The sequence below is a fragment of the Marivita sp. genome (genome assembly GCF_051859345.1).
Taxonomy (GTDB): domain Bacteria; phylum Pseudomonadota; class Alphaproteobacteria; order Rhodobacterales; family Rhodobacteraceae; genus Marivita.
In genome coordinates this window covers 62,590-89,547 of the sequence record NZ_JBHYFV010000007.1, presented here as the reverse complement: position 1 = coordinate 89,547, position 26,958 = coordinate 62,590, and the positions used below count along the sequence as shown (strand labels likewise).

The 26,958-nt window shown below is 60.6% G+C and carries 26 protein-coding genes and 1 tRNA gene; 9 read left to right on the top strand and 18 right to left on the bottom strand.

What is annotated here, in order from left to right; genetic code table 11:
• Window positions 1–31 precede the first annotated feature (31 nt).
• Entirely contained in the window at window positions 32–952 is a 921-nt protein-coding gene (gene lpxC, locus ACTIEN_RS07050) for a UDP-3-O-acyl-N-acetylglucosamine deacetylase (protein ID WP_439522415.1), read from the bottom strand.
• Window positions 953–1,165: 213 nt separating this feature from the next.
• On the bottom strand, window positions 1,166–2,791 hold the full coding sequence (gene ftsZ / locus ACTIEN_RS07045; RefSeq protein ID WP_439522414.1) for a cell division protein FtsZ: 1,626 nt from the start codon (window positions 2,789–2,791) through the stop codon (window positions 1,166–1,168).
• Window positions 2,792–3,219: 428 nt separating this feature from the next.
• Here ftsZ and ACTIEN_RS07040 point away from each other — a divergent pair, with 428 nt between their 5' ends.
• Together ACTIEN_RS07040 and ACTIEN_RS07035 are read left to right on the top strand one after the other, a co-directional pair.
• Complete coding sequence (locus ACTIEN_RS07040; protein ID WP_439522413.1) at window positions 3,220–4,452, top strand: PhnD/SsuA/transferrin family substrate-binding protein; 1,233 nt, start codon at window positions 3,220–3,222, stop codon at window positions 4,450–4,452.
• 136 nt (window positions 4,453–4,588) lie between these two features.
• The gene (locus tag ACTIEN_RS07035) at window positions 4,589–5,053 is read left to right on the top strand and encodes a DsrE family protein (protein ID WP_439522412.1); all 465 of its coding nucleotides are present in this window, start codon (window positions 4,589–4,591) and stop codon (window positions 5,051–5,053) included.
• A gap of 64 nt (window positions 5,054–5,117) precedes the next feature.
• Here the strand turns inward: ACTIEN_RS07035 and ftsA are convergent, their stop codons facing one another.
• The 10 genes from ftsA to ftsW all read right to left on the bottom strand — a co-directional run bounded on the left by ftsA (window position 5,118) and on the right by ftsW (window position 15,516).
• The gene (ftsA, locus tag ACTIEN_RS07030) at window positions 5,118–6,452 is read right to left on the bottom strand and encodes a cell division protein FtsA (RefSeq protein ID WP_439522411.1); all 1,335 of its coding nucleotides are present in this window, start codon (window positions 6,450–6,452) and stop codon (window positions 5,118–5,120) included.
• Complete coding sequence (locus tag ACTIEN_RS07025) at window positions 6,449–7,324, bottom strand: cell division protein FtsQ/DivIB (RefSeq protein WP_439522410.1); 876 nt, start codon at window positions 7,322–7,324, stop codon at window positions 6,449–6,451. The genes ftsA and ACTIEN_RS07025 overlap by 4 nt, the downstream gene beginning before the upstream one ends.
• A complete protein-coding gene (locus tag ACTIEN_RS07020; RefSeq protein ID WP_439522409.1) occupies window positions 7,312–8,226 on the bottom strand; it encodes a D-alanine--D-alanine ligase in 915 nt (304 codons plus the stop codon). Before ACTIEN_RS07020 ends, ACTIEN_RS07025 begins: the two co-directional genes overlap by 13 nt.
• Window positions 8,227–8,332: 106 nt before the next feature.
• Entirely contained in the window at window positions 8,333–9,268 is a 936-nt protein-coding gene (gene murB / locus ACTIEN_RS07015) for a UDP-N-acetylmuramate dehydrogenase (protein ID WP_439522408.1), read from the bottom strand.
• A 39-nt stretch (window positions 9,269–9,307) separates the two neighbouring features.
• Window positions 9,308–9,568 (bottom strand): DUF2484 family protein, encoded by a 261-nt coding sequence (locus ACTIEN_RS07010; protein ID WP_439522407.1) that lies wholly within the window; start codon window positions 9,566–9,568, stop codon window positions 9,308–9,310.
• Entirely contained in the window at window positions 9,565–9,813 is a 249-nt protein-coding gene (locus ACTIEN_RS07005; protein ID WP_439522406.1) for a DUF2484 family protein, read from the bottom strand. Before ACTIEN_RS07005 ends, ACTIEN_RS07010 begins: the two co-directional genes overlap by 4 nt.
• 180 nt (window positions 9,814–9,993) lie before the next feature.
• A complete protein-coding gene (locus ACTIEN_RS07000) occupies window positions 9,994–11,667 on the bottom strand; it encodes a hypothetical protein (protein ID WP_439522405.1) in 1,674 nt (557 codons plus the stop codon).
• Window positions 11,668–11,745: 78 nt separating this feature from the next.
• Window positions 11,746–13,146: a UDP-N-acetylmuramate--L-alanine ligase gene (gene murC, locus ACTIEN_RS06995; RefSeq protein WP_439522404.1), complete on the bottom strand. Its 1,401-nt coding sequence runs from the start codon at window positions 13,144–13,146 to the stop codon at window positions 11,746–11,748.
• A complete protein-coding gene (locus ACTIEN_RS06990; protein ID WP_439522403.1) occupies window positions 13,143–14,261 on the bottom strand; it encodes a UDP-N-acetylglucosamine--N-acetylmuramyl-(pentapeptide) pyrophosphoryl-undecaprenol N-acetylglucosamine transferase in 1,119 nt (372 codons plus the stop codon). The genes murC and ACTIEN_RS06990 overlap by 4 nt, the downstream gene beginning before the upstream one ends.
• A gap of 88 nt (window positions 14,262–14,349) precedes the next feature.
• The gene (gene ftsW / locus ACTIEN_RS06985; protein ID WP_439522402.1) at window positions 14,350–15,516 is read right to left on the bottom strand and encodes a putative lipid II flippase FtsW; all 1,167 of its coding nucleotides are present in this window, start codon (window positions 15,514–15,516) and stop codon (window positions 14,350–14,352) included.
• Between the two features lie 143 nt (window positions 15,517–15,659).
• Here ftsW and ACTIEN_RS06980 point away from each other — a divergent pair, with 143 nt between their 5' ends.
• From ACTIEN_RS06980 to ACTIEN_RS06965, 4 genes are all read left to right on the top strand, one after another.
• Window positions 15,660–16,841 carry an NAD(P)/FAD-dependent oxidoreductase gene (locus ACTIEN_RS06980; protein ID WP_439522401.1) on the top strand — a complete coding sequence of 394 codons (1,182 nt, stop codon included), beginning with the start codon at window positions 15,660–15,662 and terminating at the stop codon, window positions 16,839–16,841.
• Window positions 16,842–16,926: 85 nt separating this feature from the next.
• Window positions 16,927–17,532, top strand: a complete 606-nt coding sequence (locus ACTIEN_RS06975; RefSeq protein WP_439522400.1) for a hypothetical protein — start codon at window positions 16,927–16,929, stop codon at window positions 17,530–17,532.
• Entirely contained in the window at window positions 17,529–18,191 is a 663-nt protein-coding gene (locus tag ACTIEN_RS06970; protein WP_439522399.1) for a hypothetical protein, read from the top strand. The genes ACTIEN_RS06975 and ACTIEN_RS06970 overlap by 4 nt, the downstream gene beginning before the upstream one ends.
• An 81-nt stretch (window positions 18,192–18,272) precedes the next feature.
• A complete protein-coding gene (locus ACTIEN_RS06965) occupies window positions 18,273–18,749 on the top strand; it encodes a hypothetical protein (protein WP_439522398.1) in 477 nt (158 codons plus the stop codon).
• A gap of 37 nt (window positions 18,750–18,786) precedes the next feature.
• Here the strand turns inward: ACTIEN_RS06965 and murD are convergent, their stop codons facing one another.
• The 6 genes from murD to ACTIEN_RS06935 are packed head-to-tail and all read right to left on the bottom strand — an operon-like array spanning window position 18,787 to window position 24,038.
• Complete coding sequence (gene murD, locus ACTIEN_RS06960) at window positions 18,787–20,190, bottom strand: UDP-N-acetylmuramoyl-L-alanine--D-glutamate ligase (RefSeq protein ID WP_439522397.1); 1,404 nt, start codon at window positions 20,188–20,190, stop codon at window positions 18,787–18,789.
• A gap of 57 nt (window positions 20,191–20,247) precedes the next feature.
• Window positions 20,248–21,549 (bottom strand): histidinol dehydrogenase, encoded by a 1,302-nt coding sequence (hisD, locus tag ACTIEN_RS06955; protein WP_439522396.1) that lies wholly within the window; start codon window positions 21,547–21,549, stop codon window positions 20,248–20,250.
• Between the two features lie 53 nt (window positions 21,550–21,602).
• Window positions 21,603–22,121: a GNAT family N-acetyltransferase gene (locus ACTIEN_RS06950; RefSeq protein WP_439522395.1), complete on the bottom strand. Its 519-nt coding sequence runs from the start codon at window positions 22,119–22,121 to the stop codon at window positions 21,603–21,605.
• A complete protein-coding gene (locus ACTIEN_RS06945; protein ID WP_439522394.1) occupies window positions 22,118–22,597 on the bottom strand; it encodes a DUF2948 family protein in 480 nt (159 codons plus the stop codon). The genes ACTIEN_RS06950 and ACTIEN_RS06945 overlap by 4 nt, the downstream gene beginning before the upstream one ends.
• A complete protein-coding gene (murA, locus tag ACTIEN_RS06940; RefSeq protein ID WP_439522393.1) occupies window positions 22,594–23,865 on the bottom strand; it encodes a UDP-N-acetylglucosamine 1-carboxyvinyltransferase in 1,272 nt (423 codons plus the stop codon). The genes ACTIEN_RS06945 and murA overlap by 4 nt, the downstream gene beginning before the upstream one ends.
• Before the next feature lie 5 nt (window positions 23,866–23,870).
• Complete coding sequence (locus ACTIEN_RS06935) at window positions 23,871–24,038, bottom strand: hypothetical protein (RefSeq protein WP_439522392.1); 168 nt, start codon at window positions 24,036–24,038, stop codon at window positions 23,871–23,873.
• A gap of 99 nt (window positions 24,039–24,137) precedes the next feature.
• Between ACTIEN_RS06935 and ACTIEN_RS06930 the strand changes: the two genes are divergently transcribed.
• From ACTIEN_RS06930 to ACTIEN_RS06920, 3 genes are all read left to right on the top strand, one after another.
• A tRNA-Thr gene (locus ACTIEN_RS06930) sits at window positions 24,138–24,212 on the top strand.
• 125 nt (window positions 24,213–24,337) lie between these two features.
• Window positions 24,338–25,654: a methyltransferase domain-containing protein gene (locus ACTIEN_RS06925; RefSeq protein WP_439522391.1), complete on the top strand. Its 1,317-nt coding sequence runs from the start codon at window positions 24,338–24,340 to the stop codon at window positions 25,652–25,654.
• A 119-nt stretch (window positions 25,655–25,773) separates the two neighbouring features.
• Window positions 25,774–26,952 carry a glycosyltransferase gene (locus ACTIEN_RS06920; protein ID WP_439522390.1) on the top strand — a complete coding sequence of 393 codons (1,179 nt, stop codon included), beginning with the start codon at window positions 25,774–25,776 and terminating at the stop codon, window positions 26,950–26,952.
• Window positions 26,953–26,958 lie beyond the last annotated feature (6 nt).

Sequence of the window (26,958 nt, the reverse complement as noted above, 5' to 3'; positions counted from 1 at the left end):
TTGAGAGGTCATGTAGTGCAGATTTTGCGTCTCACGCAACAGCGGGAATCTCATGTGCCTCGACACCCGCACCGGGAAGGCGTGCCGCAAGCGACAGGTCGCAATCGCGAATGCGGAACCCGTCCGGCGTCGCAAAAAGTTCCCGCAGCAGCATGTTGGTCAGCGTGTGACCCGCCTTGTGGCCTTCGTAGTGACCCAGCAATGGGGCACCAGCCAGCGCAAGATCGCCCAGGGCGTCCAGCATCTTGTGGCGAACGGCCTCGTCCTTGTGGCGCAAACCGCCCGGAGTCAGCACCGTGTCGCCATCGACAACCACCGCGTTTTCCATCGTTCCACCAAGCGCTTTGCCGACCGCACGCATTGCTTCGACATCCGATGCGCGGCAGAATGTCCGACTGTCACACAGCTCGCGGACAAATGTGCCATTGGCCAGATCCAGCGACTTGCTTTGCTTGCCGATGGCCTTGTCGGCGAAGTCGATATGGAAATCCATCGTCAACCCCGCACCCGGCCCAAGCCGCGCCCAGCCCTGTGCTGTATGGACTTCGACCGTGCTCAGGACTTCGATCACACGAACCGGTGCCGCAAACCGCTTCACTCCGGCAGACAGGATATCGCGCACGAAGGGTGCCGCGCTGCCGTCCAGAACGGGCACTTCGGGGCCATCAATCCGCACCAGAGCGTTGTGTACGCCACAGCCCACCAGGGCGGCCATCACATGTTCGATGGTCGATACAGACACGCCCGCCTGATTGACGATCATCGTACACAAAGGAGACTGTTCGGCATAGTCGAACCGCGCCGGGATGCGCGCGTTCCCCAACCGGATGTCCGACCGTTCAAAGACGATGCCATGATCCGCAGGTGCAGGGCACACGGACATCCGCACCGGAAGTCCGGTGTGCAAACCAATGCCCGAAAAGCGGACGGTTGATTGGACGGTTGTCTGCAAGAGATCCTCGATCCGTTACGCACGCACCCCCGATGCGTCGTTTCGAGGGTCGTGATACGCTTTGACCGACCCGGCCTCAAATCAAAGTTTGTAACGGCCTGAAACACGGCTCTGATACGGATCGGCGGATTCTCGCCAAACGAAAGAAGCCCCTGTTTTCAAACGAAAACGCCCCCGGAAACGGGGGCGCTTTACAGGCGATTGTTCGCGGTTTTAGTTGGCTTGGCGCCGCAGGAAGGCCGGAATTTCGATCCGTTCCTGATCTTCATCCACCTCTTGCGTGGGCGCGGGGGCCGGTGCGGCTGCACCAGACTGCATGGGTGGCTGCTGCGTCCGACGCACCGGAGTTTCGGTCTGCTGACCATGGCCAGTCATCCGATTGATCAGCGAATTGATCCCGAAACGCGGGCGTTCGCTATCCGATGGTTCGTCTTCGAAACGCGCGGCTGGCGATGCTGCTCCGGGGGCCGGGCGGGCGCGTGATGCTGCGGCCTGCAAGCGGGCCAATGCCTCGGCGCTTGGTGTTCCGGGTGCCGGCGCACGCGGGGCGACAAACTGCTCGGGATCGGCTTCGATGCTGTCCTCACGCGGGCTGAACTCGGCAACCTGCGGGCGGTATGCGGGCATTGGCAGACCGTCTTCGTCCATTTCAGGCTGGGCGGGTTCTTGCTCAAAGATGGTTTCCATCTGCTCTTTGGCGGCCTCGCGCTCGGTCTCGATGGACCCGAACAGCGAAGGTTCTTCGGACACGCGGGCTGCAACAGGCTGGGGCTGCGGCTCGGATCTTTCGCGCTGTTCTTCTTCCACATGGGTCCGCTGTGTCAGAGGTGTCGCAAGCGACCGGCGCGGAACCGGAATATCGGTGTGAACATCGACGGCATCAATGCCGGTGGCAACGACACTCACGCGCATCATGCCTTCCATGCCGTCATCCAGCGTAGAGCCGACGATGATGTTTGCATCTGCATCGACTTCTTCGCGGATACGGTTCGCCGCTTCGTCGAGTTCGAACAGTGTCAGATCGTGACCGCCGGTGATGTTGATGAGAACACCCTTCGCGCCGCGCAGGCTGATTTCGTCCAGCAGCGGGTTCGCTATGGCCTTCTCGGCCGCCTGGATGGCACGATCTTCGCCTTCGGCCTCGCCGGTGCCCATCATCGCCTTGCCCATCTCGTCCATCACGGCACGAACGTCCGCAAAGTCGAGGTTGATCAGGCCAGGACGCACCATCAGGTCGGTCACACCTTTGACACCCTGATACAGGACATCGTCCGCCATGCTGAACGCTTCGGTAAAGGTGGTCTTTTCGTTGGCCAGACGGAACAGGTTCTGGTTCGGAATGATGATCAGCGTATCGACGACCTTTTGCAGCGCATCGACCCCGTCCTCGGCCTGCTTCATCCGCTTGTTGCCTTCGAACTGGAACGGCTTGGTCACGACCCCAACAGTCAGAACCCCCAATTCCCGCGCGGCCTGCGCAATGATCGGAGCGGCCCCTGTCCCGGTGCCGCCGCCCATGCCTGCGGTGATGAAACACATGTGCGCGCCGGCAAGGTGATCGACGATCTGTTCGATGCTTTCCTCGGCTGCGGCCGCGCCGACTGTTGCGCGGGCACCGGCACCCAATCCTTCGGTAACCTTGACCCCAAGCTGAATGCGGCTGGTCGATCGGCTTTGCTGGAGTGCTTGCGCGTCCGTGTTGGCAACCACGAAATCGACGCCCTCAAGGGCCTTGTCGATCATGTTGTTTACCGCATTGCCGCCTGCCCCACCAACACCAAACACGGTGATGCGGGGTTTCAATTCTTCCTGTCCGGGCACCGAAAGGTTCAAAGTCATGTGTTTGTCCGCCTGCTATCTCAGCCCCATTCGGGACGTTTTTTGCACCTATTCCTACAAGTATTATCGTCCAGAGCCGCGAACGTCACGCAAAAAACACCGATTTACCACCAAATATGGCCCAAATCTCACGGAAGATCGCGGAATTTCGCCAAGTTGTCGATATATAGCGGCCCAAGCTCATGCACCTACAAGACGACAAAAGACACCCCGCGCAAAGCGGACACTAAAAGAGTAACGTGATCAGGACCTGCTCGGGTCTGCCTTTGTTTTCATTTAGATTAACGCAATTCAGGAATCTGTTCCAGCACCGAGTTCAAAAAAGCTTCTGATTCCCGCGCCGGAACCGATTTGGAATTCCAATTCCAGAGCAGTGCGCGATTGCGCCCCTGATCGGGCTCCGCCTATAATTCCAGCAGGAGGAGACGGTGCTTAGAGCAATTATCATCTCATTGTGTCTTGCCGGGGTCAGCCCGGCCCCCTGCGATGCGCAAACCGCTGGATCGCAGGCACGCATCGGTGTGCTTGCCTATCTGGGCTACGAAGACGCGCTGGTTCGCTGGCATGGGCTCAAGCGATATCTCGAGGCATCGGTCCCGACTCATGAATTCGACCTTGTTCCGATGACACTTGCCTCTGCATCGTCACAGGTCGCCGGTGGGCAAGTCGACTTCGTCCTCACCAATCCCGGTCACTTTGTCGATCTCGCCCGCGATCATGCGATGAGCGTGCTGGCGACCCGCAATGTCCAACGCAGCGATGGCAGCTTTTCAACCGAATTCGGAAGCCTGATCATCGCCCGCGCCGGATCCGGGATCACAGAGCTTGACGATGCGCGCAACAAGACCGTGGTCGCCATCGACAAGATGGCCTTTGGCGGGTTTCAACTGGCATGGCGTGAATTCGAAAATGCCCAAATCAATCTTTTCACCGATACCAAGTCGCTCGACTTCGCGGGCTTCCCGATGGACGGGATCATTGATCGCGTGGCGACCGGACAGGCGGATATCGGCATCATTCGCAGCGGGTTGATGGAACGTGTTCTGGCCGAGGGAAAATACACCAAGCAAGATTTCGTCTATCTCAACACCAATGTCACGTTTGCGCATCCGGACCTCATCAGCACGCGGCTTTATCCCGAATGGCCGTTCGCGGCTTTGGCCAACGTGAATCCCGACCTGCGCGATGCGGTGGCGATTGCCCTGTTGCAGGCCAAGGACAGCCCGATTGCGCAGGACACGCGGGTGCGCAACTATTGGTCGTCACCTGTCGCCTATCACGCGGCGATTGACCTGAAACAGGCGTTTGACCTGCGGATCGAACAGCCGACGCTGTGGCAAAGGCTGGGTGCGATGCTGCCGCTGATCGCCGCGATTGCGGTCATGGCTGGGGCCATCGCCCTGCTGGGACTTCGCCACGCCCGCCGCAATCCGGACCTTGGGCTACTGTCGGACCCGGCAGAACCCGCGCCAGACAAGGCCCAGCCCAGCCTGACCAAGCGCGAACGCCAAATCCTTGACTACATCACCCAAGGGTATTCCTCCAAGGAGATTGCCCAACGTCTCAAGATCAGTCCCAAGACGGTCGAGTTTCATCGCTCGAACCTGCTCAGAAAATTCGACGCCCGCTCCTCGACTCAACTTGTGGCGCTGGCCACCTGAAACCGGCCACCCTAGGCTTCTCCCCGGTATGTTTCCCACCCAACCCGTGGTTCACCCGAGGTGTTCTTGTGCCCATCCCGTGGCAGGCTGGTCCAAGGGTCGCACGCGCGCCCCGACAACGAAACGGGAGGACCACATGAAACATCTCACCTCACTGGTGCTGGCATGCGCCATCGCTGTTCTGGGCATCTTTGCCGCAACTTCGGATGCGCAGGCACAAGAGCGCTACGGCAAACAGAAAGTCGTCTATCACATCAATTACAACGGTGGCGAAGAGGACCGCGCCTATCGCGGTGCCTTGCGCAACATGCAGAACCACATCAACGCCGTCGGTGCCGAAAACATGGACATCAAGCTGGTCCTGCATGGCAATGGCCTTGGCCTTCTCGCCTCTGCCAAGAGCAATCAATTGCTGCAAGGACAGGTTCTTGAACTGAAGGGTCAGAACGTGGCGATCCACGTCTGCAACAACACCCTACAGGGCCGCAATATTTCGTATGAGAACGATCTGTTCGACGTTTTCGAAGAAGATATCGTTCCCAGCGGCGTGGCCGAGCTGTCGCATCTGCAGATGCATGGGTATACCTACATCACGCCCTGAACACATCGCCGGGCGGGCTGATCTGTCCGACCCGCCCTGTCCTTTGTCATGCGATGTCCAGGGATCACCAATTGTCGCGGAACCATTTGACCGCGCGCTTCAGGGACCGCGCCGGATAGCGGTCTACGGGGATTTCAAAGTCCCACCATTCGTCCTGCGGATGCGCGGCAAACAGGCAGAGCCCAACCGCGCTGGCAAAGCCCGGACCGGTTGCCGCCTGTGGCAATCCATGCACCCGCATGGGCCGCCCCAAACGCACCTGTTGACCCAGGATTTTGGTCGCCAAACCATCCAGACCAGGGATTTGGCTGGCCCCGCCGGTCAGCACGATCTGTTGGCTTGGCAAATGCTCGAAACCCGCCACATCAAGCCGCGCCCGCACCTCTTCAAGGATTTCCTCGACCCGCGGGCGCATGATGCCGATCAGTTCAGCCCGGCTCACCGTGCGGCGGTCATGGTGCCAGTCGCCGGTATCACCGCCGATCTCGATCATGTCGCGGTCGTCCATCCCGGTCGCAACGACGCCACCGTGAAACGTCTTGATCCGCTCAGCGACAGCCATCGGAACCTGCAATCCCATCGAAATGTCGCTGGTCACATGATCACCCCCCATGCGCACCGCATCGGCGTAGATCATGTGTTTCTTCATGAAGATCGACAGCCCGGTTGATCCACCGCCCATGTCGATGCAGGCGGCCCCCAGTTCCTGTTCGTCCTCGACCAACGCGGACACGCCCGACACATAAGCCGAGCTGGCAATGCCTGCGAGTTCGAGGTCACAGCGCTTCATGCAATGCGCAAGGTTCTGCACCGCCATCGCATCGACCGTCAGCATGTGCATGTCGGTGGCCAGCTCCTGACCGATCTGCCCGCGCGGATCAATCAACCCCGAGCGATGGTCGAGTGCAAAGTTCACCGGCTGCGCGTGCATCACTTCGCGCCCGTGACCAAAATCGGGAACATCACAGGCCGACAGAACGCGCGCCACGTCCTGTTCATCCACCGTATTGCCAGCCACCTCGACCTTGCCGGCCAAACCATAGCTGCGCGGATCGGCCCCGCCAAAACAGGCAATGACGTGATCTACGCGGATCTGCGCCATCTTCTGCGCCGCCTGCACCGCTGTGCGGATCGCCCGTTCGGTTTCGCTCATCGAGTCGATTTCACCAAACCGTACGCCGCGTGAGCGCGTTGTGGCCGCGCCGATCACCCGGAACCCGGACTGCCCGGCCAGCGATCCGATCGAGTCACTTTCGATACCGCGGTCCGTTCCGTCAAACCGCAGCACAAGACAGGCGATCTTGGAGCTGCCGATGTCGAGAATGGCAATCACTCCTCGCTGCATCGCCGCCCGGCGCATGTTGCGCATCGCCCGTTGAGACTCGTAAAGCTCGATCATTCCACTGGTTCCCCTGCCTCGATGGCTCGAATGCGCACCAATTCGCGCACGGCCCCATCTGTCATTCTAAGTGTCGGTCGGTTCGGCAGCCGAAGGTCGACCGCAAGAAGGTCGCGCTCCAGCATGTCGACCGCCTGATCCATCGCGATCACCCGTTCAAGCGCGCGCACGGCCTCGGTTTCGGGCAACAAGATGCGCTGCTCGCGATCCAGCACGACGTCCCAGCGCCGTTCGCCCATCCGCACCAACCCACGCAACCGCGCGGACAACGGCTCGGCGGCCGCCACAAGGTCAAGCGCCTCGACCACATGGGTATTGGCCCCATCCCCGACGATCAACGGAAGGTCGGGCCAGTCGGAGCGCACAAACGCCGGGCCCACCAGAACGCCCTCATTGTCCAAAAGCTGCAAGCCCCGGTCATTGCGCCACAGCACAACGGGAATGCGTTCGACCACGTCAACCTGCAACACGTTGCCCTGGCGCACATAAAGCCGCGCCGATTTGACCGGATCCAGCGAAACAACCGTTTCGCGCATCTGCTCAAGATCAAGGTCAAAGGAACTGATCGGGAAATCCAGCGGCAGCATCTCTCGGATTCCCTCGGCGACAAGATCGCTTGCCCCATCAACCGCCATCAGATTGACCATGAACTCCGGACGGCTTTCGACCTTGGCGCGCATCTCGGCATAGGTGTCCGTGATCATCATCCGATTGTCTTCGGCCGACAGCCACCAGCTTGCCACACCAAAGGTCAGCAGACAGGGCAGACCAAACCGCAAGAGCAGCCGGAACAGCGGCGTCAGCATCAGCCGCTCCATCCGGTACTTGAGCCGTGACGGTGCGGGATCGGGGCGCGCGGTCATCTGTGACATGACGCGTCCTCCACCATCCAGCGGCACAGCGCGCCAAAGCTCATACCCGTGTGCGCCGCCTGTTCGGGCGTCAGCGATGTCGGGGTCATGCCCGGCTGGGTGTTGGTCTCGAGAAGGATCAACCCGTCCAGCCCACGCGCCTCGTCCCAGCGGTAATCCGTGCGCGACACACCACGGCACCCCAGCGCGTCATGCGCCCTGACGGCATATTCAAGGCACAGGGCTGTAATCTCTTGCGGCACGTCCGCAGGCAACACATGGCGCGAACCTCCGGGCTTGTACTTGGCATCGTAATCGTACCAACCGTCGGTCAGAATATCCGTCACGCACAGCGCCCGATCTCCGATCACCGTTGTCGTCAATTCCCGCCCCGGCGCAAACGCTTCGACCATCACGGTCTCGGGCATGGTATCGGACAGGTGCGGCGGGCCATTGGCGTCTTCGTTCACAAGGTAAACGCCCACCGACGACCCCTCATTATACGGCTTCACAACATAGGGAGGTGCCATGACATGTGACGCCATCACCACATCCCGCGAAGCCAGAACGCTGTCGACCACCGGCAAGCCATGCCGCCTGTAGACATCCTTGGTCCGCTCCTTGTCCATCGCCAGGGCAGAGGCCAGAACGCCGGAATGTGTATAGGGCAGGCCCATCCACTCCAGCAGTCCCTGCACACAGCCATCTTCACCCCAGCGGCCATGCAGGGCGTTGAAACACACATCCGGTGAAAGAGCCGCCAAAACGGATGCAAGGTCGCGGCCGGCATCGACCTCGTGCACCTCATATCCTTCGTCCCGCAAAGCGGCGGCGCATTCACGCCCTGTCGACAGGGACACCTCGCGTTCGGCCGAGGGGCCACCCATCAATACTGCCACTTTCGGGTTTGCCCTGCTCGACATTCCCAAAATCGCCTCAAATCATGGGGGTTTTCCCCCATTTCTGCCGGGGCCACGCCCCTTGTTATTTTGTGCAACCTGCCCGGCGCACCGCCTGAACTGCGAAGGTTTATCCCTCGTCAGAGCGTATCGGTTCGCCGATGCGCTTAATTTCCCAGTGTAACTCTATTCCAGAGTGCAAGAAAACCTTTTTTCTCACCTCTTCCCCCAATCCTTCAAGGTCCGCCGCCGTCGCCGTGCCGGTGTTGACCAGAAAGTTCGGATGTTTCGGAGACATCTGCGCCCCGCCACGCGTCGCCCCGCGCAAACCGGCCTCGTCAATCACCTTCCAGGCCTTGAGATCATGCACATCATCGGCGGCTCCGGTTGACGAAAACCCGGCCGGGTTGCGGAAGGTGCTGCCGGCCGTGCGGTCCTTGGTGGGCTGCGTCGCATCGCGCTTGGCCAGTTGGTCCGTCATCCGCGCATGCAAGGCGTCCGGATCGCCCGACACCCCCTCGAACTCCGCCCCGATCACCACCGCGCCTTCGGGAAGCACGCTTGAGCGATAGGCAAGCTGCAACTCCGACACAGGCAGTGTCACCAGGTCGCCGGACCGTAGCACGACCTGCGCCGCGATCAGATGATCCGCGACATAGGATCCGTAACACCCGGCGTTCATGCAGACCGCGCCGCCAATAGCCCCCGGAATGGTGCGCAAAAAGGTCAGATCGACACCTGCATCCGCCGCCTTGCGCGCGACATGCGCATCCAGCGCCGCCGCGCCGGCGGTCACGCGGGAACCCTCAACCGAAATCCCGTTGAACCCGCGTCCAGGACGGATCACCACGGCGCGCAATCCGCCATCACGCACGATCAGGTTCGAACCGACGCCCATCGGAAAGACCGGCACATCCTGCGGCAAATCCCGCAAGAAGGCCTGCAAATCCTCAATATCGGCAGGCTGGAACAACCAGTCCGCAGGCCCGCCGACGCGCAGCCAGGTCAGATCGGAAAGCGGTTTATCGGGACTTAGCGTGCCCCTGACTTCGGGAAGTGTGTTCATGCCCCGCGTTTTGCCCAAAGGGTCCCGGCGCGTAAAGCCTCAATCCGCGCGGCGTCTCACCTGCCGCAGGACCCACGCAAAAAGGTGCCGCAGCGGCCAGCGAAACACGCTCAGGACCGCAAGGGTAAAGGCAAGCCCCCAGTAAAGCCCGTCCGCCATGTATACCCAGACAAGGATCGGTGCGCCCAGCGCCATCAGGAAATAGGCCCGCCGCCAGTGGTTGTCCTGCGACGGGATCGCGGCAAGGATCGCGGCAAGAACGATCCAGCAACAGGCCGCGCTGAGGGAATAACTCATCATCGGGGAAGCTCCACCACTTGCCCTGTCAGGCGCCTATAGAAACACCGCAACGGGTTGCGAAACATCGACCCAAAGGCCAGAACCGCCGCAAAGGCCGCCCAGAGGCCGACACTCTGCGCAATCAGGCCAATCAACACCGGCGCCGCCAGCAACAACGCCACACCCGGCACATATTGCCATCGCATCGGCAACATCGCAACCAGAGCCGAGGCAAATACCCAACCGATAGATAGCCAGAGAAGCATGCGCGCCCGTGTTCCTTCGTGTTGTTCGCTCCCGCCGATACGGGCAGTTTCGGGCCAAATCACGGTCGCAAAACGGTGATGCCAAGGAAATAGCGCGGTACGAACTATTCTGGTTCAAAAGTATCTTGGAATGATGCCGCTCGCCGAGCGGCAACGCCCCTGTTTTCGGGCGATCTAAAATTACCCAGACAAACTGTCCCAAAGTCGTCGCGCCAAAGCCCATAGGCCCTCGCCACGCTTAGACCATTTCAAGACATCATCACTGACACCCTCGGCACCCTTTGACACGGCTTTCGCACGATCTCGGTAGACTGCATAGGTCGCCCCGACCTTTGCCATCTGGAAATCCATGTCCCTCTTTAGACTTGATCGATTATCGGCGTCATCTGAGACCGCCAAAGCCCTGATCTTGTTATCCACGCTATCAAGAATATCCGACAGAATCGCCGCATCTTCCCTTGAAATCGGCACAAGCTTTGATGCGCGGGCTTCCTTTGCGTCTAGAACAAGGTCGCGGAATAATGACAAAACCCTGACAGGGTCAGCGTCGTCTTCAAGACGGATTGACTTGAGAACTGATGATCGGGCCAACGTGTAGGCAAAGTGATCTCGAACAAGAGCGCGGAGGCTTTCCACATTTGCTTTCAAAGCAGGTGAAAGCAGACCAAACTCCTTATGGGTCTCATCAGAGTTTGCGGCGCTTTCAAGAATACGTCCGTATTCCATCAACATGCCAACGCGCAACTCGCCAAGGTTTTCCGCGCGCTTGAGTTCATCAAGAACAGCGATTGCATAGGTTGCGACGATGCCAGCCCCTTGCATCGCCCGTCCTTCGGCGCGCAAAGCGGTGCACATCAAGTCAAGCTTTTCACGAAGCTCACTTGCGTCCCTCAGGAATTCAGAGAGCCGGTCGGGATCATCAAGATGTTCCCAATCCTGCGGGAGAGGAACAGCCCGCATGACGCCAGCCATCTTGTCAAACGTGAAATCAAACAATGTCGCCGTGTAAAGATCGACATCCGCCGACTTATGGAATTCTTCTTCAATCTCCACAATCCGCGCAGCGACTTTGTCGGGGTCGCGCCATGTCTCGTCGTCTATCTCTTCGACCAGTGCCAACTGCAACTTCGGATCAAGCGGACGACCGGTCACGACGCCGTTCCACCAACGCCGCCAGAACGCCCAACGGGGTTTGGGGTCGGTGTCCCAATTCGACAACATCTTCGCCTCTTTGGTGGCACACCAATTAGGCATTCGGCCTTCCCAAAGGTTGTTAAGAGCGGGATTTAATCCTACTTCGACCTTTATTGCATCTGAAGCTGCCAACCGCCAAATTTCATCGTGGGATTTTCGTGCTATCTCGGGCTCACTCGACAAAACGGAGTATACAGCATCGGCAGCGTACTGCACGACCATTGAGCTCAATTCAGCTGTGCCAAATTTATTTTCCGGCAGACTAATAACATTTGTTTCTCCTGTAGCGGCCGCCGTCGACAAAACTGCATGACTTGCAGCTCGAAATGCGTTGTCGTCGGATTGTGACCACCCGGAACCGTTTTCGTGAGCCGACCACGAAGCTCGAGTCAAATCAAAGCCTTCACTAATCGACCGCTCTAAAAGATGCTTTCCAAGTGCTCCTGCATTCTGCGAAGCGCCAGTTGAGAGAGCACACCGAAAGGCAATCATCATCGAAGCGTCGAAGTTGATGTGCCATCTTTCTTTCAAAGAAGCCCCCCAAATGGAAAATACACGCATTGCAGCGCGGTGCGCGATAGCAATTGAGTCCACCCGCTGCCGAGTCTCAAGCCACGCTTGTAGCGAATCTTTGTCTGTGATTTCAGACGCTTTGATCATGCCTGCATCATCGACGCCACCAAAACCAACGGCAAGGTAAATTGTCGCCGATCATTCCCACCACGGGAGGATCGGCGATCAATTCTGAGCCAACCGCTCCGGCAGCCCGTTGGCCCAGGCCGAGATCGTGCCCGCCCCAAGGCACACCACCATGTCCCCCTCACGCGCCTGTTCGCGCACCAGCCGTTCCAGATCGTCCTCGTTCAGGATCGCGCGGGCATGGCGGTGGCCGTGGCGGATCAGACCGGCCACCAGGTCATCCCGCGATGCGCCTTCAATGGGGTCTTCCCCGGCCGAAAAGACCTCGGCAATCGCCACCACGTCCGCTTCGTTGAAACAGGCGCAGAAATCGTCAAAGAGGTTCGACAGCCGGGTATAGCGGTGCGGTTGATGTACCGCGATCACGCGGCCTTCCGACGCCTGACGCGCCGCGCGCAGAACGGCGGCGATCTCGACCGGGTGGTGGCCGTAATCGTCAATGATGGTGACACCGTTCCATTCGCCCACCTTGGTGAAGCGCCGGTTGACGCCGCCAAAGGCCGCCAGCGCCTCGCGGATCTCGGATTTCTTCATGCCCAGATGCCGCGCCACTGCGACAGCGGACAGCGCGTTCGACACGTTGTGATCACCGGGCATCGGCAGGGTGCAGCCCTCGATCACGTCGCCTTCGGTCTGAAGCGCGATGTCGAAATGCGCGACGCCCTTTTCATAAGTCAGGTTCACCGCCCGCACATCCGCCTGCGCGTTGAAGCCATAGGTCACGACACGCCGGTCCGTGACCTTGCCCACCAGCCGTTGCACCTCTTCATGATCGGTGCAGCAGACGGCAATGCCGTAGAACGGGATATTTGACACGAAGTCCTGAAACCCCTGCCGCAACCGGTCGAAATCGCCCCAATGCTCCATATGCTCGGGGTCGATATTGGTGACGACCCCTATGGTCGCAGGCAGCCGGTTGAACGATCCGTCGCTCTCGTCCGCCTCGACCACCATCCATTCGCCCTGCCCCATCCGCGCATTCGAGCCATAGGCGTGGATGATCCCGCCATTGATCACGGTCGGGTCAAAGCCCCCGGCCACCATCAGTTCGGCCATCATCGTGGTGGTCGTCGTCTTGCCATGGGTGCCCGCAATGGCGATGTTCGACTTGAGGCGCATCAGTTCGGCCAGCATATCGGCCCGGCGCACCACCGGCAGGCCACGTTTGCGCGCCTCGTCCAGTTCGGGATTGCCCGGCTTGATCGCCGTGGACACAACAACCACTTCGGCCCCGTCAAGGTTCTCGGCCCTTTGCCCTTCGAAGATGCGCGCGCCCAGATCGGCCAGTCGGTTGGTGATCTTGGACGCCTTCAGGTCCGACCCCTGCACCGTGTATCCCAGGTTCACCAGCACTTCGGCAATGCCGGACATGCCGATGCCACCGATGCCGACGAAATGGATGGCGCCGATATCGACGGGCAGTTTGGTGGCGGCGTTCATTCTGTCTGTCCTTCCGGGTCTTGGTGTTCGCGGCCGGCCAGTGTTTCCACAAGCGCGGCAAGGTCTTCGGCGGCGTTCGGTTTGGAGGCGCGCACGGCGGCAAGGCACATTTGCAAAGCCGCATCGGGGTTTTGCAAAACCGCCGCAACCTGTTCGGCAAGGCTGTCCACGGTCAGCATGCTTTCGGGAATACGGATCGCGGCCCCCGCCTCGACAAGGCCACGGGCATTTGCCGTCTGGTGATCCCCGGTTGCGGCGGCAAAGGGGATCAGGATCGACGGGCGGCCGATGACCGAAATATCGGCGACACTCGACGCGCCCGAGCGCGAGATGACAAGCTGCGCTTCGGTCATGCGCTTGGGGATGTCGGTGAAGAAGGTCTGCACATCGGCATCGACACCGTGTTCCGCATAATACGCCGCCACGCGGTCGCCGTCTTCGTCTCGCGCCTGATGGCTCACACGGAGATGCTGCAACGTTTCCAACGGCAGGGACGCAATCGCGGGCGGCACCACATCGGACAGAATGCGCGCGCCCTGGCTGCCCCCGATCACAAGGATCGACATCGGGTAATCACCCGGCGAGATATACCCCGCGCCTGCCCGTTCTTTCACGGCCAGCCGGACCGGATTGCCGACATGAACGGCATCGACTCCGTCCGGCAGGGTTGTCGGCCATGTCCCGCAGGCCACGCGATCCACCCGCTTGGCAAAAATCCCGTTCACTCGGCCCAGAACGCCGTTCTGTTCGTGGATCATACGCGGACGCCGCAAGATCCACGCCGCGCCCAGCGCCGGAATGGACGGATAGCCGCCAAAGCCGACCACCACGTCCGGCCTGTCGCGCAGCATCCGCCACGCCATCGACACCACACCGCCAACCACGCGGAATGGCACCATCGCCTTGGCGAAGATACCACCGCGCGCGAAGGTCGCGCTGGCGACCTGTTCGATTTCGGTCGAATGCGGAAACCCACCCGTATAGCGCGCGCCCCGCGCATCGGTGGACAGCTTCACCCGCCATCCACGACGCAGCATGACCTCGGCCAGAGCCTGAGCCGGGAACATATGTCCACCGGTGCCGCCTGCTGCAATGATCAAATATGGTTTGCTCATGGTCGCCCCACCCAACGATTGAAGGACAGAGACCTGTCCAACGCCCGTTTGTCAACAAACCGGGCGCAAAACGCCCCAGATGATGGCTCTAGCGCAACCGTCCCCGCAAGATATCGCCGATTTCCCCCTGTGGACGGGTGCGCGTGAAGGCCAGAAGCATGCCCACGGCGATGCCACCGGCGATCAGGGACGATCCCCCATAGCTCACGAAGGGCAAGGTCATGCCTTTGGCGGGTAACAGGCGCACGGCAACCCCCATGTTGATCATGGCCTGAACGCCGAACATGCACGCCAGCCCGGTGCCGGCAAGACGGATAAACGGATCACGTTCCCGCATCAGCCGCAGCAGCGACCGGACCACGATGGTCGCATACAGCGCGATGATGATCAGGACGAGCACAAGGCCATATTCCTCGGCGGCCACGGCAATGATGAAATCGGTATGCGCATCCGGCAGCGACCATTTCACCTGCCCTTCGCCGACACCGACGCCCAGAAACCCGCCTTCACGGATGGCATTGGTGGCATACCCCAACTGCGTTGTGGGATCGACTTCGGGGCTGAGAAAGCCGTCAATGCGGCGCGCAAAGTGTTCCGAATTCTGGTAGGCGACCGTTCCGGCCAACACGACAAACCCCGCCATGATCATCAACAACAGCATCGGCGCACCGGCGACGAAATACATCACGCCCCAGCCGAACAGCACCAGACAGGCCTGACCGAAGTCGGGCTGAAGCGCGAGCATCAGGACAATGCTGACAGTGATCGCAAAGGACAGTGTCTTGCCTGGCGGGCCTCCAAGCTCTTGACTGGAGGCAAGAAGCCATGCGGCGACAATCACAAATGTGGGCTTCAGAAACTCGGATGGCTGGACCGACGCAAACCCCAAAGAATACCAGCGCACCGCGCCCTTGCCGAAATCCGTCCCGAAAAAAGGCAGCATACTCAGCGCGATAAAGGCTGCGATGAATCCGATCACCGCAAGGCGGCGCACCACGACCGGGCCCAGCATGGACACGAAGATCATCACACCCAGCGCAAGACCGCCAAACACCGCCTGGCGCTGCACATAGTGGAAGGCCGCAAAGCCATTGCGCTCTGCCAACGGAGGCGACGCGGCCAGCCCCAACAGGATTCCGATGCCAAACAGGATCAGAATGCAGGACAAGGACCATTTGTCGACCGTGCGCCACCACTTCGGCAACACAGGTTCGCCTTCGCGCGAAGGAACCGCGCCATAGACCATCTCTGTCATGGTTTCACCGCTACTACTGCCTCAATCGCCCGTGTTTTCCCGGGCCTTTGACTCCATCCTAACCGATATGATTCGACCGATCCAGTGCAATGATTCGCGGTGTGGCACTTGCGCGTCGAGCGGTTCCGTGATGGATGCCCGCCATGCAGGTCGACACATTGATCCTTGGCGCTGGCGCGGCTGGCATGATGTGCGCGGCACAGGCCGGACCGTCCACGCTTGTGATCGACCACGCCAAGTCACCCGGCGAGAAAATCCGCATCTCGGGCGGAGGGCGCTGCAATTTCACCAACATGCACACCGATCCGGCGCGGTTTCTGGGCCAGAACCCGCATTTCCACAAATCCGCACTCAGCCGATACACCCAGTGGGATTTTCTTGACCTTGTGGACCGTCACAAGATCGCATGGCATGAAAAGACGCTGGGACAGTTGTTCTGCGACGACAAGGCAACCCAGATCATCGAGATGTTGCGCGCGGAACTGACAGGTGCCGGGGCGCAGCTTTGGCTGCAAACCTCGCTTGTTGGGCTGACCCATGACGGAACGCATTTCATCGCCGACCTTGACCGCGAGGGCAAACGCCACCGGATAACGGCGCGCAATCTTGTGCTGGCAACGGGCGGCAAGTCGATCCCCAAGATGGGCGCCACGGGCCTTGCCTATGACATAGCCCGTCAGTTTGGACATGTGCTGACCGAAACACGGCCTGCCCTTGTGCCGTTGACCTTTACCGACCAACGCTTCGCCCCCCTGTCAGGTGTGGCAACGCCGGTGACGGCATCGGCCAACGGAACCGAATTCGAAGAGGCGATGTTGTTCACCCATCGCGGGCTAAGCGGACCGGCCATCTTGCAGATTTCCAGCTACTGGAAAGACGGCGACTCCGTTTCGCTGAACCTTTTGCCCGAACACGATCTGCAAGGCACCCTGCGTACCGCACGCACCACCCAAGGCAAGCGGAACCTGACCACAACATTGGCAGAGGTGCTGCCAGAGCGTTTGGTTGCATTTCTGGCAGGGGATCTGACCCTGAGTGGCAATGTCGGCGATCTTTCGGACAAACGGATTGACGACATCACGGACCGCCTGCGCAACTGGACATTGACGCCATCGGGCAGCGAAGGCTACCGCACGGCAGAGGTCACACTGGGTGGAATCGCAACCGACCGGATCGACAGCAAAACCATGATGTCGCGCGACGTTCCCGGCCTTTACATGATCGGCGAAGCGGTGGACGTGACCGGCTGGCTAGGGGGGTACAATTTCCAATGGGCGTGGAGTTCGGGTGTTGCAGCGGGCCGGGCAATCCTCGAACGGGGTTGAAATTTTACAAGACGTTTACATTATGTGAATCGTGCCCCTTACTCTTTCATTCCCGTCGTTCGCTGTTGCCCTTTTGCAAGGGCCGTTGCGCGATATTGCGAACCGCCTTTCGGGTGGCGTCGATTGCCCACGCGCGCAGGAACGGATCTGGATCGACCCCTCATGCCTGAGCCGCGTTTACACCCGCAACCCCGCGCAGACGCCGGATTTCAGGCGGCGTCACTCCGGCATGGTTCTGGCGGGAGACTGGGATCAGCACACCGAACCGCTTGACGAGTCCTGGAAGGTCGCGGCCTGCCTCGCGCATTTCCAGCAAGGAGTGCCTTGGGCCGACACAGGTGTCTATGAACGCATGCAGGACGTGATCGCCGAACGTGGCCAGTTCGACAGCTGCCGAACCCTCGACGACATTATCGCGCGATACCAAATGATCGACGCGCTTTATTCGGATATCCGCAAAAATGGTTTCCGCGACGAGACCGTCGCCCGCTTTGGAACACCCCGCTTGCCCGGAGGGGTGTATGTGCACCTTGACCGACATGGCATACCGATCTTCGGCGCTATCGGAAACCACCGCATGGGCATCGCCCGCGCATTGGGTCTGACATGTATCCCCGCACAGCTTGGCGTCGTACATCCAGAAGCCATCAACCGCCACGCGCTGGCACAACTCCGCAACAAATCGCTATGATAAAGGTCAAAAAGGCACTTGCGGCCGGGCTGCCGGGCAAGGTGGTGCGCGATGTCGTCAACCGAGTGCGGTACGGGGCTGATGCCCCGCAAAGCGACGAGTTGATCTGGATTCGTCCACGCGACGTGACCGACTGGTACATAGCCGCCCCCTCGAACGGTGCTCCGCTGTTTCGCAGGCGCCATTCCGGGCTTGTGGCGCGCGGGGATTGGGATCTGTCACGCAAACCCTTCGGCAGTCAGATCAAACTGGACAGCATCCGTGACCATTTCGAACGGGGCGTGCCGTGGCAGAACACCAATCTTTTCGACTGGATGCTCAAACGGATCGACGAAGAGGGCCGGATCGACGGATGCCGTACCCGCGAGGATCTGATCGCACGCTACGACCAGCTTGACCGGATTTATGACGAAGCACGGCGCACCGGCACCCTGCGCCCGCACGGCGCGGTCAACCGGACCCGACGCGAACAGGGCGGTATCCTTGTCCACATCGCCCGTGACGGCACGCCGCTGCGCGATGGCGGCGGGATGCACCGGTTTGCGATCGCCTACATTCTGGGTCTTGAAAAGATCCCCGCCCAGCTTGGTGTGATCCATGCCGAAGCGGTGAAATCCGGCGTCCTGCACGAACTTCGCAAAGCGCATGCTCGGCAATAACCCGCCGGAGCTAAAATCCACGTCGGGAACGATTTTCATGTGGCGCGGGTTCAAAGCCCACAGCAACACATGGAGATTGACATGTTTAAGACCCTTGCAACCGGCATCGCTCTTTCGGTTTTTTCGACCGGTGCCTTCGCCGCGCAGACCGTCAGCGAGATTGATGTCTCCGTTGACCTCCCCGCAATCGAGAACAGCGAGGCGGCACAGGTCTGGACGTCGCTTGGCACGGATCTTGAAACGGCGATTGCCGAACGCATCACGTCTCAACTGGGCGAAGACGGCGCAGAGGTCGTGGTCGACATCAATGAAGTCGCGCTGGCTTCGGCATTCGAAAACGCCTACGCGCTTGAAGATTCGACTCTGTCCGGACTGGTGGAAATCCGTGTTCCCGGCCTTCTCAACAACGAGGAATACGAACTGTCCATAACCGCCGGTCAGGCCATGTCGGCGACCTCTCCGGAGGTTGATCTGGAAAGCATGACCATTGCCAGCACCGAGGTATATCAGGCCATGATCAACGCCTTTGCGGACAACGTCGCGCAAAAGCTCAAGTAGACCATCAGCAGGACCCGCGGGCGCAAAGTCCGCGGGTCTACGCCGTCAACGCGGCAGTCACCCGAGCGACAAAATCCTCGCCGCGTTTTTCAAAGCTGTCATATTGATCAAAGCTCGCCGCTGCCGGTGCAAGCAGAACCACATCACCCGGTTCCGCCTCTGCAACCGCACGCGCCACGGCGGCTTCCATCGTTCGGCAGGCCTCGGTTTCGACCCCGGACAGTTGCACGGCAAACCCATCCGCCTCGCGTCCGATGACATAGGCCTTTCTGACATGCTCGAGGCCCGGTGCAAGCCCGTCCAGGCCACCTTCCTTTTGCAGACCGCCACAGATCCAGCGGATGTTGCGGAACGCCAGCAGCGCCTTGAGCGCAGAATCGACATTTGTCGCCTTGCTGTCATTGACGAAGGTCACGCCGTTTTGTTCCCCCACGATCTGGCTGCGATGCGGCAGTCCCCCGAACGACTCCAAGGCCGACTCGATCTGGCGCGGCGCAATTCCCAACGTGCGCACAGCCGCATAGGCGGCACAGGCGTTCTGGTGATTGTGTTCGCCCGGCAGTCCCTTGATGCCGCGCAGGTCGATGGACCCCACCTGTTTACCTTTTCGCCATTCGGTCAGAAAGCCCTTGCGCGCATAGACCAGCCAACCGGGGCCGGTCAGTTTCTGGCCCGATGACACCCGGATCACCCGGTCATCCCCCGGCCCCTCGGCCAGTTGGTTGGCGATATACAGCCCTTCGTTTTCATCCACGCCAATGATCGCGCGATCCGGGCCACCTTCGGCAAAAAGCCTGCGTTTGGCCGCGAAATAGCCCCCCAGCCCGGCATGCCGGTCAAGGTGATCCGGCGACAGGTTGGTGAACACCGCCACATCCGGCGTCAACGCGCGGGCAAGATCGGTCTGGTAGCTGGACAGTTCCAGCACCACCACGTCGCCATCCCCCGGTGGGTCGATGTCCAGCACCCCGCGCCCGATATTGCCGGCAAGCTGGCTGTTGCGCCCCACGGTTTCGAGGATGTGATGGATCAGCGCCGAGGTGGTGGATTTGCCATTCGATCCGGTCACGGCAATGACGCGCGGCGCGGTGTCGAACTCGTCCCATTCGCCCGTTGCCAGCGACCGGAAGAACAGGCCGATGTCATTGTCTACCGGCACACCGGCGCGCCATGCCTTGGCAATCACCGGATTGGGCGCAGGATATAGATGCGGGATGCCGGGGCTGACGATCAGGCTGGCAATCGCATCGAACGCATTGTCGCGCGACAGGTCGCGGGTCTCGAACCCTTCGGCCTCTGCTGCCTCGCGGGCATTGGGGTTGTCATCCCAGCAGACCGCCGTTGCACCGCCCTCGCGCAGCGCACGCGCCGCCGACAGGCCGGACCGGCCCAATCCCAACACGGCCACCTGATGGCCTTCAAAACCCTGAACCGGGATCATTGCGCACCTCTTGATAAGTCAGCCAATCGCTAGCGCATCTGGATGCCGCGCGAAAGGTCAGCCGTTGAGCTTGCGCAGACGTGCCGTGACGGACAGGCCGTGTGCCTCGAGCGATTCAGACCGCGCCAGCGTTTCCGCCGCAGGACCAATCGCGCGCAATGCCTCGGGCGACATGCGGGCCAGCGTCGTGCGCTTGACGAAATCCAGCACCGACAGCCCGGACGAGAACCGCGCAGAGCGCGCCGTGGGCAGAACATGGTTCGGACCGCCGACATAGTCACCGATGGCCTCGGGCGTCCATTGGCCCAAGAAGATCGCGCCCGCATGGGTGATGCGTGCCGACAGCGCGTCGGGGTCCGCCACGCACAGCTCGAGGTGTTCGGGCGCGATGCGGTCACACAGTGTCACCGCCTCGTCCAGATCACGCACGGTGATCACCGCGCCGAAATCGCGCCAGCTTGCCCCGGCAATCGCGCGGCGTTCGAGTGTTTCAAGCCGTTTCTCCACAGCATTCGCCACCGCCTGCCCAAACGCAGCATCGGTCGTGATCAGCAACGATTGCGCGGATTCGTCATGTTCTGCCTGAGACATCAGGTCCAAAGCGATCCAGTCCGGGTCATTCTCGCCATCGGCAATCACCAGGATCTCCGACGGCCCCGCGATCATGTCGATGCCAACCTTGCCGAACACACGCCGTTTCGCCGCCGCCACAAAGGCGTTGCCCGGCCCGGTGATCTTGTCCACCGGCGCAATGGTGTCGGTGCCATAAGCCAGCGCCGCGATCGCCTGCGCGCCGCCGATCCGGTACACCTCGTCGACCCCGGCGATCCGGCAGGCCATCATCACCAGCGGGTTGATGACGCCGTCCGGCGTCGGCACGGTAACCGCCAAACGCCCGACTCCCGCCACCTTGGCCGGAACCGCGTTCATCAGGACCGAGGACGGATAGCTGGCCAGCCCGCCGGGCACATACAGCCCCGCCGCCGACACAGGCGTCCAGCGCCAGCCAAGCGTCGCGCCCTGTGCGTCGGTCCACATCTCGTCCTGCGGCAATTGCCTTGCGTGATAGGCACGGATACGCTCCGCCGCAGTTTCCAACGCGATGCGTTCGGCCTCGGGCACCTTGGCGATCTCGGCGTCGATCTCGGCCTCGGACACGCGCAGCTGCGTCGCGGTCAGTTCAAGCCGGTCAAATTTTGCCGTCAACTCCAGCACCGCCACATCGCCGCGCGCCCGAACATCCGCGATGATGCCAGCCACCACGTCATCCACATCCGGGCTGTCCTCGCGCTTGGCCCCCAGCAAAGCGGTAAAGCGCGTGTCGAAATCGGCATCAAGCGTGGACAGAAATTGTGGCATTGCGCCCTCCGGATCAGCAGTTGCCGGGTACTTAGACCGCGATGCCCGAACCCTCAAGCGCCGCGCGTCAGGTCGGTGTCATCCAGCGCCTTGATCATCAGGAAATCATCCCGCCCCAGGCCGTCGATCAGCACCGACCGGGGGCGCGTTCCGAAGACGTGAAAGCCCAGCGCGTGGTACAGCCTTTGCGCGCCGGTGTTTTCCACATCGACCACCAGTTCCGCCTGTTGCACACCCGCGTCCGTCAGTTGCTGCAACAGCGCCTCCATCAAGGCGCGGCCGAACCCCTGCCCCTGCGCATCGGCGCGCACATAAAGCGGTCCAATATCGGCCATGTGCCGCATACGATTGGGCTGACCACGGCGGGCAGAGACGAATCCCACCAGCCGCTGGGCATCATCAAAGACCCCAAGCGTCAGGTTGACCGAAAGCCCGCGCTCCACGTCCCGGTTCGGGATCGCGCGGACTTCTTCGGCGCTGAACAGAAACGCGGTGGGCACCCGCATCAGCCCATCGGCCCACAAAGCCCGGAACGCAGACAAGTCTTTCGGCGTCAGTCGCCGGATCGTCATTCCTTGTGATCCGGCACCTTGCCGGACACTGCCGCGTAGGGCCGCGTCACTTCGCGCAGGGCCACTTCAAGCTCGGACACTGAAAGACGGATCGCACCGTCCCCGGCGAGCGTCAGCAATACCGCGCCACCGCCCGACTCGTCCGGGTCGAAAGTGACCGACATCAGCGACAGGATCGTATCGACATCGCCTTGCGTCACACCCTGACTGGCGACGCGCTGCACGTTCTCGACCGCCAGCACGCATTGCACCCTCTCGGGTGTGCGCTTGCCCCGGTCCGCCTTGGGAATTTCCTCCCAGCGGAACCGATTGAGCAGAATGCCAAAGCGCTGCTTGCCGCGGTGCCATTGCATTTCGGTCGCTGGAAACACCGAGTCCTGACACAGCGCCGACAGCACTTGCAGGTCTTCAATGTCCATCGCCACCAGCCGCAAGGGCTTGGCCGTGCCGTCTTCGAATGTGGCGTCCTGCGTCACTGTCCCGATACCCTTTCGATCTTTGCGCCCACGCTCGACAGTTTGCGCACCACATGTTCATAGCCCCGATCAAGATGATAGACGCGGCTGACAATCGTTTCACCCTCGGCCGCCAGACCGGCAAGGATCAGCGACACCGACGCGCGCAGATCGGTCGCCATCACCGGGGCACCCTTCAGATGCTCGACGCCTTTGACCGTCGCCGTGCCTCCGTGAACCTCGATATTGGCCCCCATCCGGATCAGTTCGGGCGCATGCATGAAGCGGTTCTCGAAAATCTTTTCCTCAAGCACGCTGGTGCCCTCGGCGGTGCAGAGCAAAGCCATCATCTGCGCCTGCAAATCGGTCGGAAAGCCCGGAAACGGTTCGGTCGTCACATCCACTGCCGACACCCGCCCGTTCTTGCGCGCCACCTTGAGCCCGTTCGGCGTTTCCTCAACGGAAATCCCGGCTGCGTCCAGCTTTTCACAGAACGCCGCCAGCAATTCGATCTTGCCGCCAAGGCATTCCACCTCACCGCCACAGATGGCGGGGGCCAGCATGTAAGTGCCCAATTCGATCCGGTCCGTCACCACCCGATGCGTCGCGCCCCCCAGACGATCCACGCCCTGAATGGTGATCTCGGACGTGCCTTCTCCGTCGATCTGCGCGCCCATCTTGCGCAGGCAGCGGGCAAGGTCCACGATCTCGGGCTCGCGGGCGGCGTTCTTCAATACGGTCGTGCCCTTGGCCAACGTCGCCGCCATCAGCGCGTTCTCCGTCGCGCCCACCGACGCGAAGGGGAAATCGACGAGTCCCCCCTTCAACCCGCCCGCAGGCGCCTTGGCATGCACATAGCCATCGCGCAGGTCCAGTTCGGCCCCCATCGCCTCGAACGCCTTGAGATGCAGATCCACGGGCCGTGCGCCAATCGCGCACCCACCGGGCAGCGACACTTCCGCATGTCCGAACCGCGCCAGCAGCGGACCCAGCACAAGGATCGACGCCCGCATCTTGCGCACGATGTCGTAATCCGCCCGTGTCGAGGTCAGGTCATGGCTCGACATGGCAAGCACCTGACCGTCCTGCAAGGCCTGCACTTCGGCCCCCAGCGACTGCAACAGCGTCGTCATGGTGCGGATGTCGCTGAGGCGCGGCGCATTCGTCAGCGTCAGCGGCTCCTCGCTCAAGAGTGTCGCCGGCATCAGCGTCAGGCAGGCGTTCTTGGCCCCGGCAATGGGAATCTGGCCGCTGAGCGGGCCGTTTCCGGTCACGATAATCTGGTCCATCGGTCTTAACTGCCCTCATTCGTGTTTTTGTTGTCTTTGGCCTCATCCGTCGCGCCGGTGGCTCGCGCCTTTGCCTGCGCCTTGCGCTTGGCCATGTTCGCCTTCAGCGCGGCCTTGAGCCTGTCTTCCCGCGCGGTCGCCGTCGATTTCCCGGATGAGGTTTTCTGCGTCATGACCACTTCCTATCCCAGCGGCGAAAAAGGGTCCAGATTGCGCTTGCACCGATTTCCGTTTGCGTCTAATCACCCGCCACGTCGACAAGACGCCCCGGCGCTGTGGTAGCTCAGTGGTAGAGCACACCCTTGGTAAGGGTGAGGTCGAGAGTTCAATCCTCTCTCACAGCACCATCCCCACCCGACAGCCGAATCTGCCGCGTCACCTTGCTGGGCGCAGGTTTCTTTCATTTGCCTCTGGATTTGTTACGCGGTCCGCAGCACACTTGACATGGATCGCCATGTCGAAGGATCGAAACGTGCCGAAACCGCAAGTCGAGCAATCTGCGCCGGACGCAGTTGAGACCATTCTCGAGGTTTCATCGGAAGCCACGTCAAGAGTCGAAGGCAAACTGCATGATGTGAACGCGCTGATCGACAAGGGAGAGTCCGAGGACGCGTGGGCGCTGTGCGAAGAGATCCTGAAGATCCCCGATCTGCCTTTGAACACGGCGGTAAAGGCGGCGCTCTTGATCAAGCAGATCGGCGGGACAGAGATTGCGGACTCCGTTTTCTCCGCGACCTACGACAAGATCAAGAGCCGTATCGACCAACTCAAAGACCCCGAGCGCGCCATGCTTCCCGCGGCCGAAGCGCTCGCCGATATGGGTCACTACGATGAAGCAGAAACGCTTTGTCAAAAGGCCCTGGCGCAGGTTCCCGACAACATGACTGTTGCTGTGGGCTACGCGGCGTTCCTGGTCTATCGCGGCCGTCTGGACGAGGCGATGCAGGTTGCCAACGACTATTGCGACCGTACCGATAGGAAATTCGACGCCACTCTGCATTTCGCGACGATTTTCAACCATCTCAATTGCGATGGTCCAGCGCGCGCATGTCTCGAATTGTCGAGTAAACACTGCAAGACCAGCACGCAGCGCGCCAAGCTTGATTTCTTCCTTGCCTCGCAAGGCATGACCACAAAAAAGCTGGACCAGCACGGGATGGCCGTCGAACTGTTCGACGGTTTTGCCGAGAGTTACGACAAACAACTCAGCAAGCTGGACAATAACGGTCCCAGCATGGTGTTCACCGCCCTGGAAGAACTGCAACTGCCCAAGAACGCGTCCCGCAGGATATTGGATGCCGGGTGTGGTACGGGCCTGTGTGCCGATTTCCTGCGCCCCTACGCCAAAGAGCTTTTCGGGGTCGACCTGTCGGTCAAGATGCTCGAGATTTCGCGTGAAAAGGGCGGGTATGATTTTCTGGCGCGAACCGACCTCTCCGAGATCGCCACCTATCCCGAGGGCACGTTCAACGTGATCATTTGTGCCGATGTTCTGGTCTATTTCGGTTCACTGAACACGGTGCTTGGCAACTTCGGAAGAATCCTGACTCCGGGTGGATGGCTGTTGCTCACCGTCGAGCATGAAGGCGATCCGGCAGTCAAAACCGGCTTCAAACTGTATCCGTCCGGGCGACACAAGCACACCGTCGATTACCTGACGAAAACGCTGGCCGGAGCCGGATTTCCCAAACCGAAGACCATCAAACATGCGCGGCTGCGCAATGAACTGGGCAAACCGATCTTCGGCACCTTGGTTGCGGTTCAGAAACCGGCCCTGTCGTTCGGCTAACCAAAAATCGCGTCCAGGTGCAGGCACTTGTTGGTTTTGTACCATCCGCCATGTCCTACCTTGCTGGAGCGGCATTGCGCTGATACCTAGAAACCTGCTTTTCCATCGGGCAATGTTACATGCGCGTAGCCATCGCGACAGGCGAATATCACCTTGGCGGCGAGACATTCATCAACCGCCACATCGAACACCTGTTCGGTGGCGATACAGTTGTGGTCTGTGGCCGGTTTCGCGAAGACAACCCGTACGGCAAGCCCTATTTCGTGCGGCGGGACGGCCTTTCGGGACGCGATATCCTTGTGGCGCCGTGGTGGCTATTGCGCAATCGGGTAGAGCATGGAACGTCCCGGCTGCCATTTGGAGAGGCGAAAGACGCGCTTGTCCGGTTCCTGCGGGATGAACGGGTTGACGTGATCCTGGCCGAATTCGGAACGCAGGCCCTCGCGCTTGCTCCGCTGGCAAATGATCTGGAGATCCCGATCTTTACCTATTTCCGCGGCACGGATGCATCCAAGGCGATCAGAACCGAACGGATGCGGTCTGCCTACCGCAAGATGATGCCGCGTCTGGCGGGTGTGTTTTCGGTTTCCCAGTTTCTGCTGGATAACCTTGGCAAACACGGCATCTCGCATCCCGACAGCACCGTCATTCCCTCGGGTGTCGATATCCGTCGCTTTGCACCGCAGGCCAAGGTGCCACTCAGTTTTCTGGCGGTTGGACGGTTTGTCGAGAAAAAAGCCCCCCTGACCACGCTGCGCGCTTTTGGCGAAGCCACAAGGGATTTGCCGGAGGCACGGCTGGATTTCATCGGCGATGGGCCATTGCTTGAACCCACGCGCAATCTGGCCGAAGATCTTGGTATCGCGAAAAAAATCCGCTTTCATGGCGCTCAGCCGCATCACACGGTCCGTGACCGCCTGATGAGCACCCAGTTCTTTCTGCAACACTCGATCACCGCGCGTGACGGAAACACAGAAGGTTTGCCAACCGCGATACAGGAAGCAATGGCCTGCGGCTGTATCACCGTGTCCACCCGTCACGCCGGTATCCCCGAGGCGATCGACGAAGGCGAAACGGGGTTTCTGGTGAACGAAACCGATGAAGCCGGTTTTGCCAAGGCGATCTCGGCCGCAATCGCTGTCCCGGACCTCGCAAAGATGTCCCTGCGCGCGCGGAGCGTTGCGGAAGAGCGGTTTGACAACCATGTCTTGCTCAAAAAACTCGAACGGCACATCCAGGACGCCCTGACGCTGACACTGGACAGTGATACACACTCGAAAAAACGCGCCCCAGCCTAGTCTGGC

Coding starts and splice junctions, on each gene's coding strand:
- ftsZ (WP_439522414.1), bottom strand. CDS start 2,791: ATGACTTTGAACCTTTCGGTGCCCGGACAGGAAGAATTGAAACCCCGC.
- ACTIEN_RS07035 (WP_439522412.1), top strand. CDS start 4,589: ATGAAACATCTCACCTCACTGGTGCTGGCATGCGCCATCGCTGTTCTG.
- ftsA (WP_439522411.1), bottom strand. CDS start 6,452: ATGATCGAGCTTTACGAGTCTCAACGGGCGATGCGCAACATGCGCCGG.
- ACTIEN_RS07025 (WP_439522410.1), bottom strand. CDS start 7,324: ATGTCACAGATGACCGCGCGCCCCGATCCCGCACCGTCACGGCTCAAG.
- ACTIEN_RS07020 (WP_439522409.1), bottom strand. CDS start 8,226: ATGTCGAGCAGGGCAAACCCGAAAGTGGCAGTATTGATGGGTGGCCCC.
- murB (WP_439522408.1), bottom strand. CDS start 9,268: ATGAACACACTTCCCGAAGTCAGGGGCACGCTAAGTCCCGATAAACCG.
- ACTIEN_RS07010 (WP_439522407.1), bottom strand. CDS start 9,568: ATGATGAGTTATTCCCTCAGCGCGGCCTGTTGCTGGATCGTTCTTGCC.
- ACTIEN_RS07005 (WP_439522406.1), bottom strand. CDS start 9,813: ATGCTTCTCTGGCTATCTATCGGTTGGGTATTTGCCTCGGCTCTGGTT.
- ACTIEN_RS07000 (WP_439522405.1), bottom strand. CDS start 11,667: ATGATCAAAGCGTCTGAAATCACAGACAAAGATTCGCTACAAGCGTGG.
- murC (WP_439522404.1), bottom strand. CDS start 13,146: ATGAACGCCGCCACCAAACTGCCCGTCGATATCGGCGCCATCCATTTC.
- ACTIEN_RS06990 (WP_439522403.1), bottom strand. CDS start 14,261: ATGAGCAAACCATATTTGATCATTGCAGCAGGCGGCACCGGTGGACAT.
- ftsW (WP_439522402.1), bottom strand. CDS start 15,516: ATGACAGAGATGGTCTATGGCGCGGTTCCTTCGCGCGAAGGCGAACCT.
- ACTIEN_RS06980 (WP_439522401.1), top strand. CDS start 15,660: ATGCAGGTCGACACATTGATCCTTGGCGCTGGCGCGGCTGGCATGATG.
- ACTIEN_RS06970 (WP_439522399.1), top strand. CDS start 17,529: ATGATAAAGGTCAAAAAGGCACTTGCGGCCGGGCTGCCGGGCAAGGTG.
- ACTIEN_RS06965 (WP_439522398.1), top strand. CDS start 18,273: ATGTTTAAGACCCTTGCAACCGGCATCGCTCTTTCGGTTTTTTCGACC.
- murD (WP_439522397.1), bottom strand. CDS start 20,190: ATGATCCCGGTTCAGGGTTTTGAAGGCCATCAGGTGGCCGTGTTGGGA.
- hisD (WP_439522396.1), bottom strand. CDS start 21,549: ATGCCACAATTTCTGTCCACGCTTGATGCCGATTTCGACACGCGCTTT.
- ACTIEN_RS06950 (WP_439522395.1), bottom strand. CDS start 22,121: ATGACGATCCGGCGACTGACGCCGAAAGACTTGTCTGCGTTCCGGGCT.
- murA (WP_439522393.1), bottom strand. CDS start 23,865: ATGGACCAGATTATCGTGACCGGAAACGGCCCGCTCAGCGGCCAGATT.
- ACTIEN_RS06935 (WP_439522392.1), bottom strand. CDS start 24,038: ATGACGCAGAAAACCTCATCCGGGAAATCGACGGCGACCGCGCGGGAA.
- ACTIEN_RS06920 (WP_439522390.1), top strand. CDS start 25,774: ATGCGCGTAGCCATCGCGACAGGCGAATATCACCTTGGCGGCGAGACA.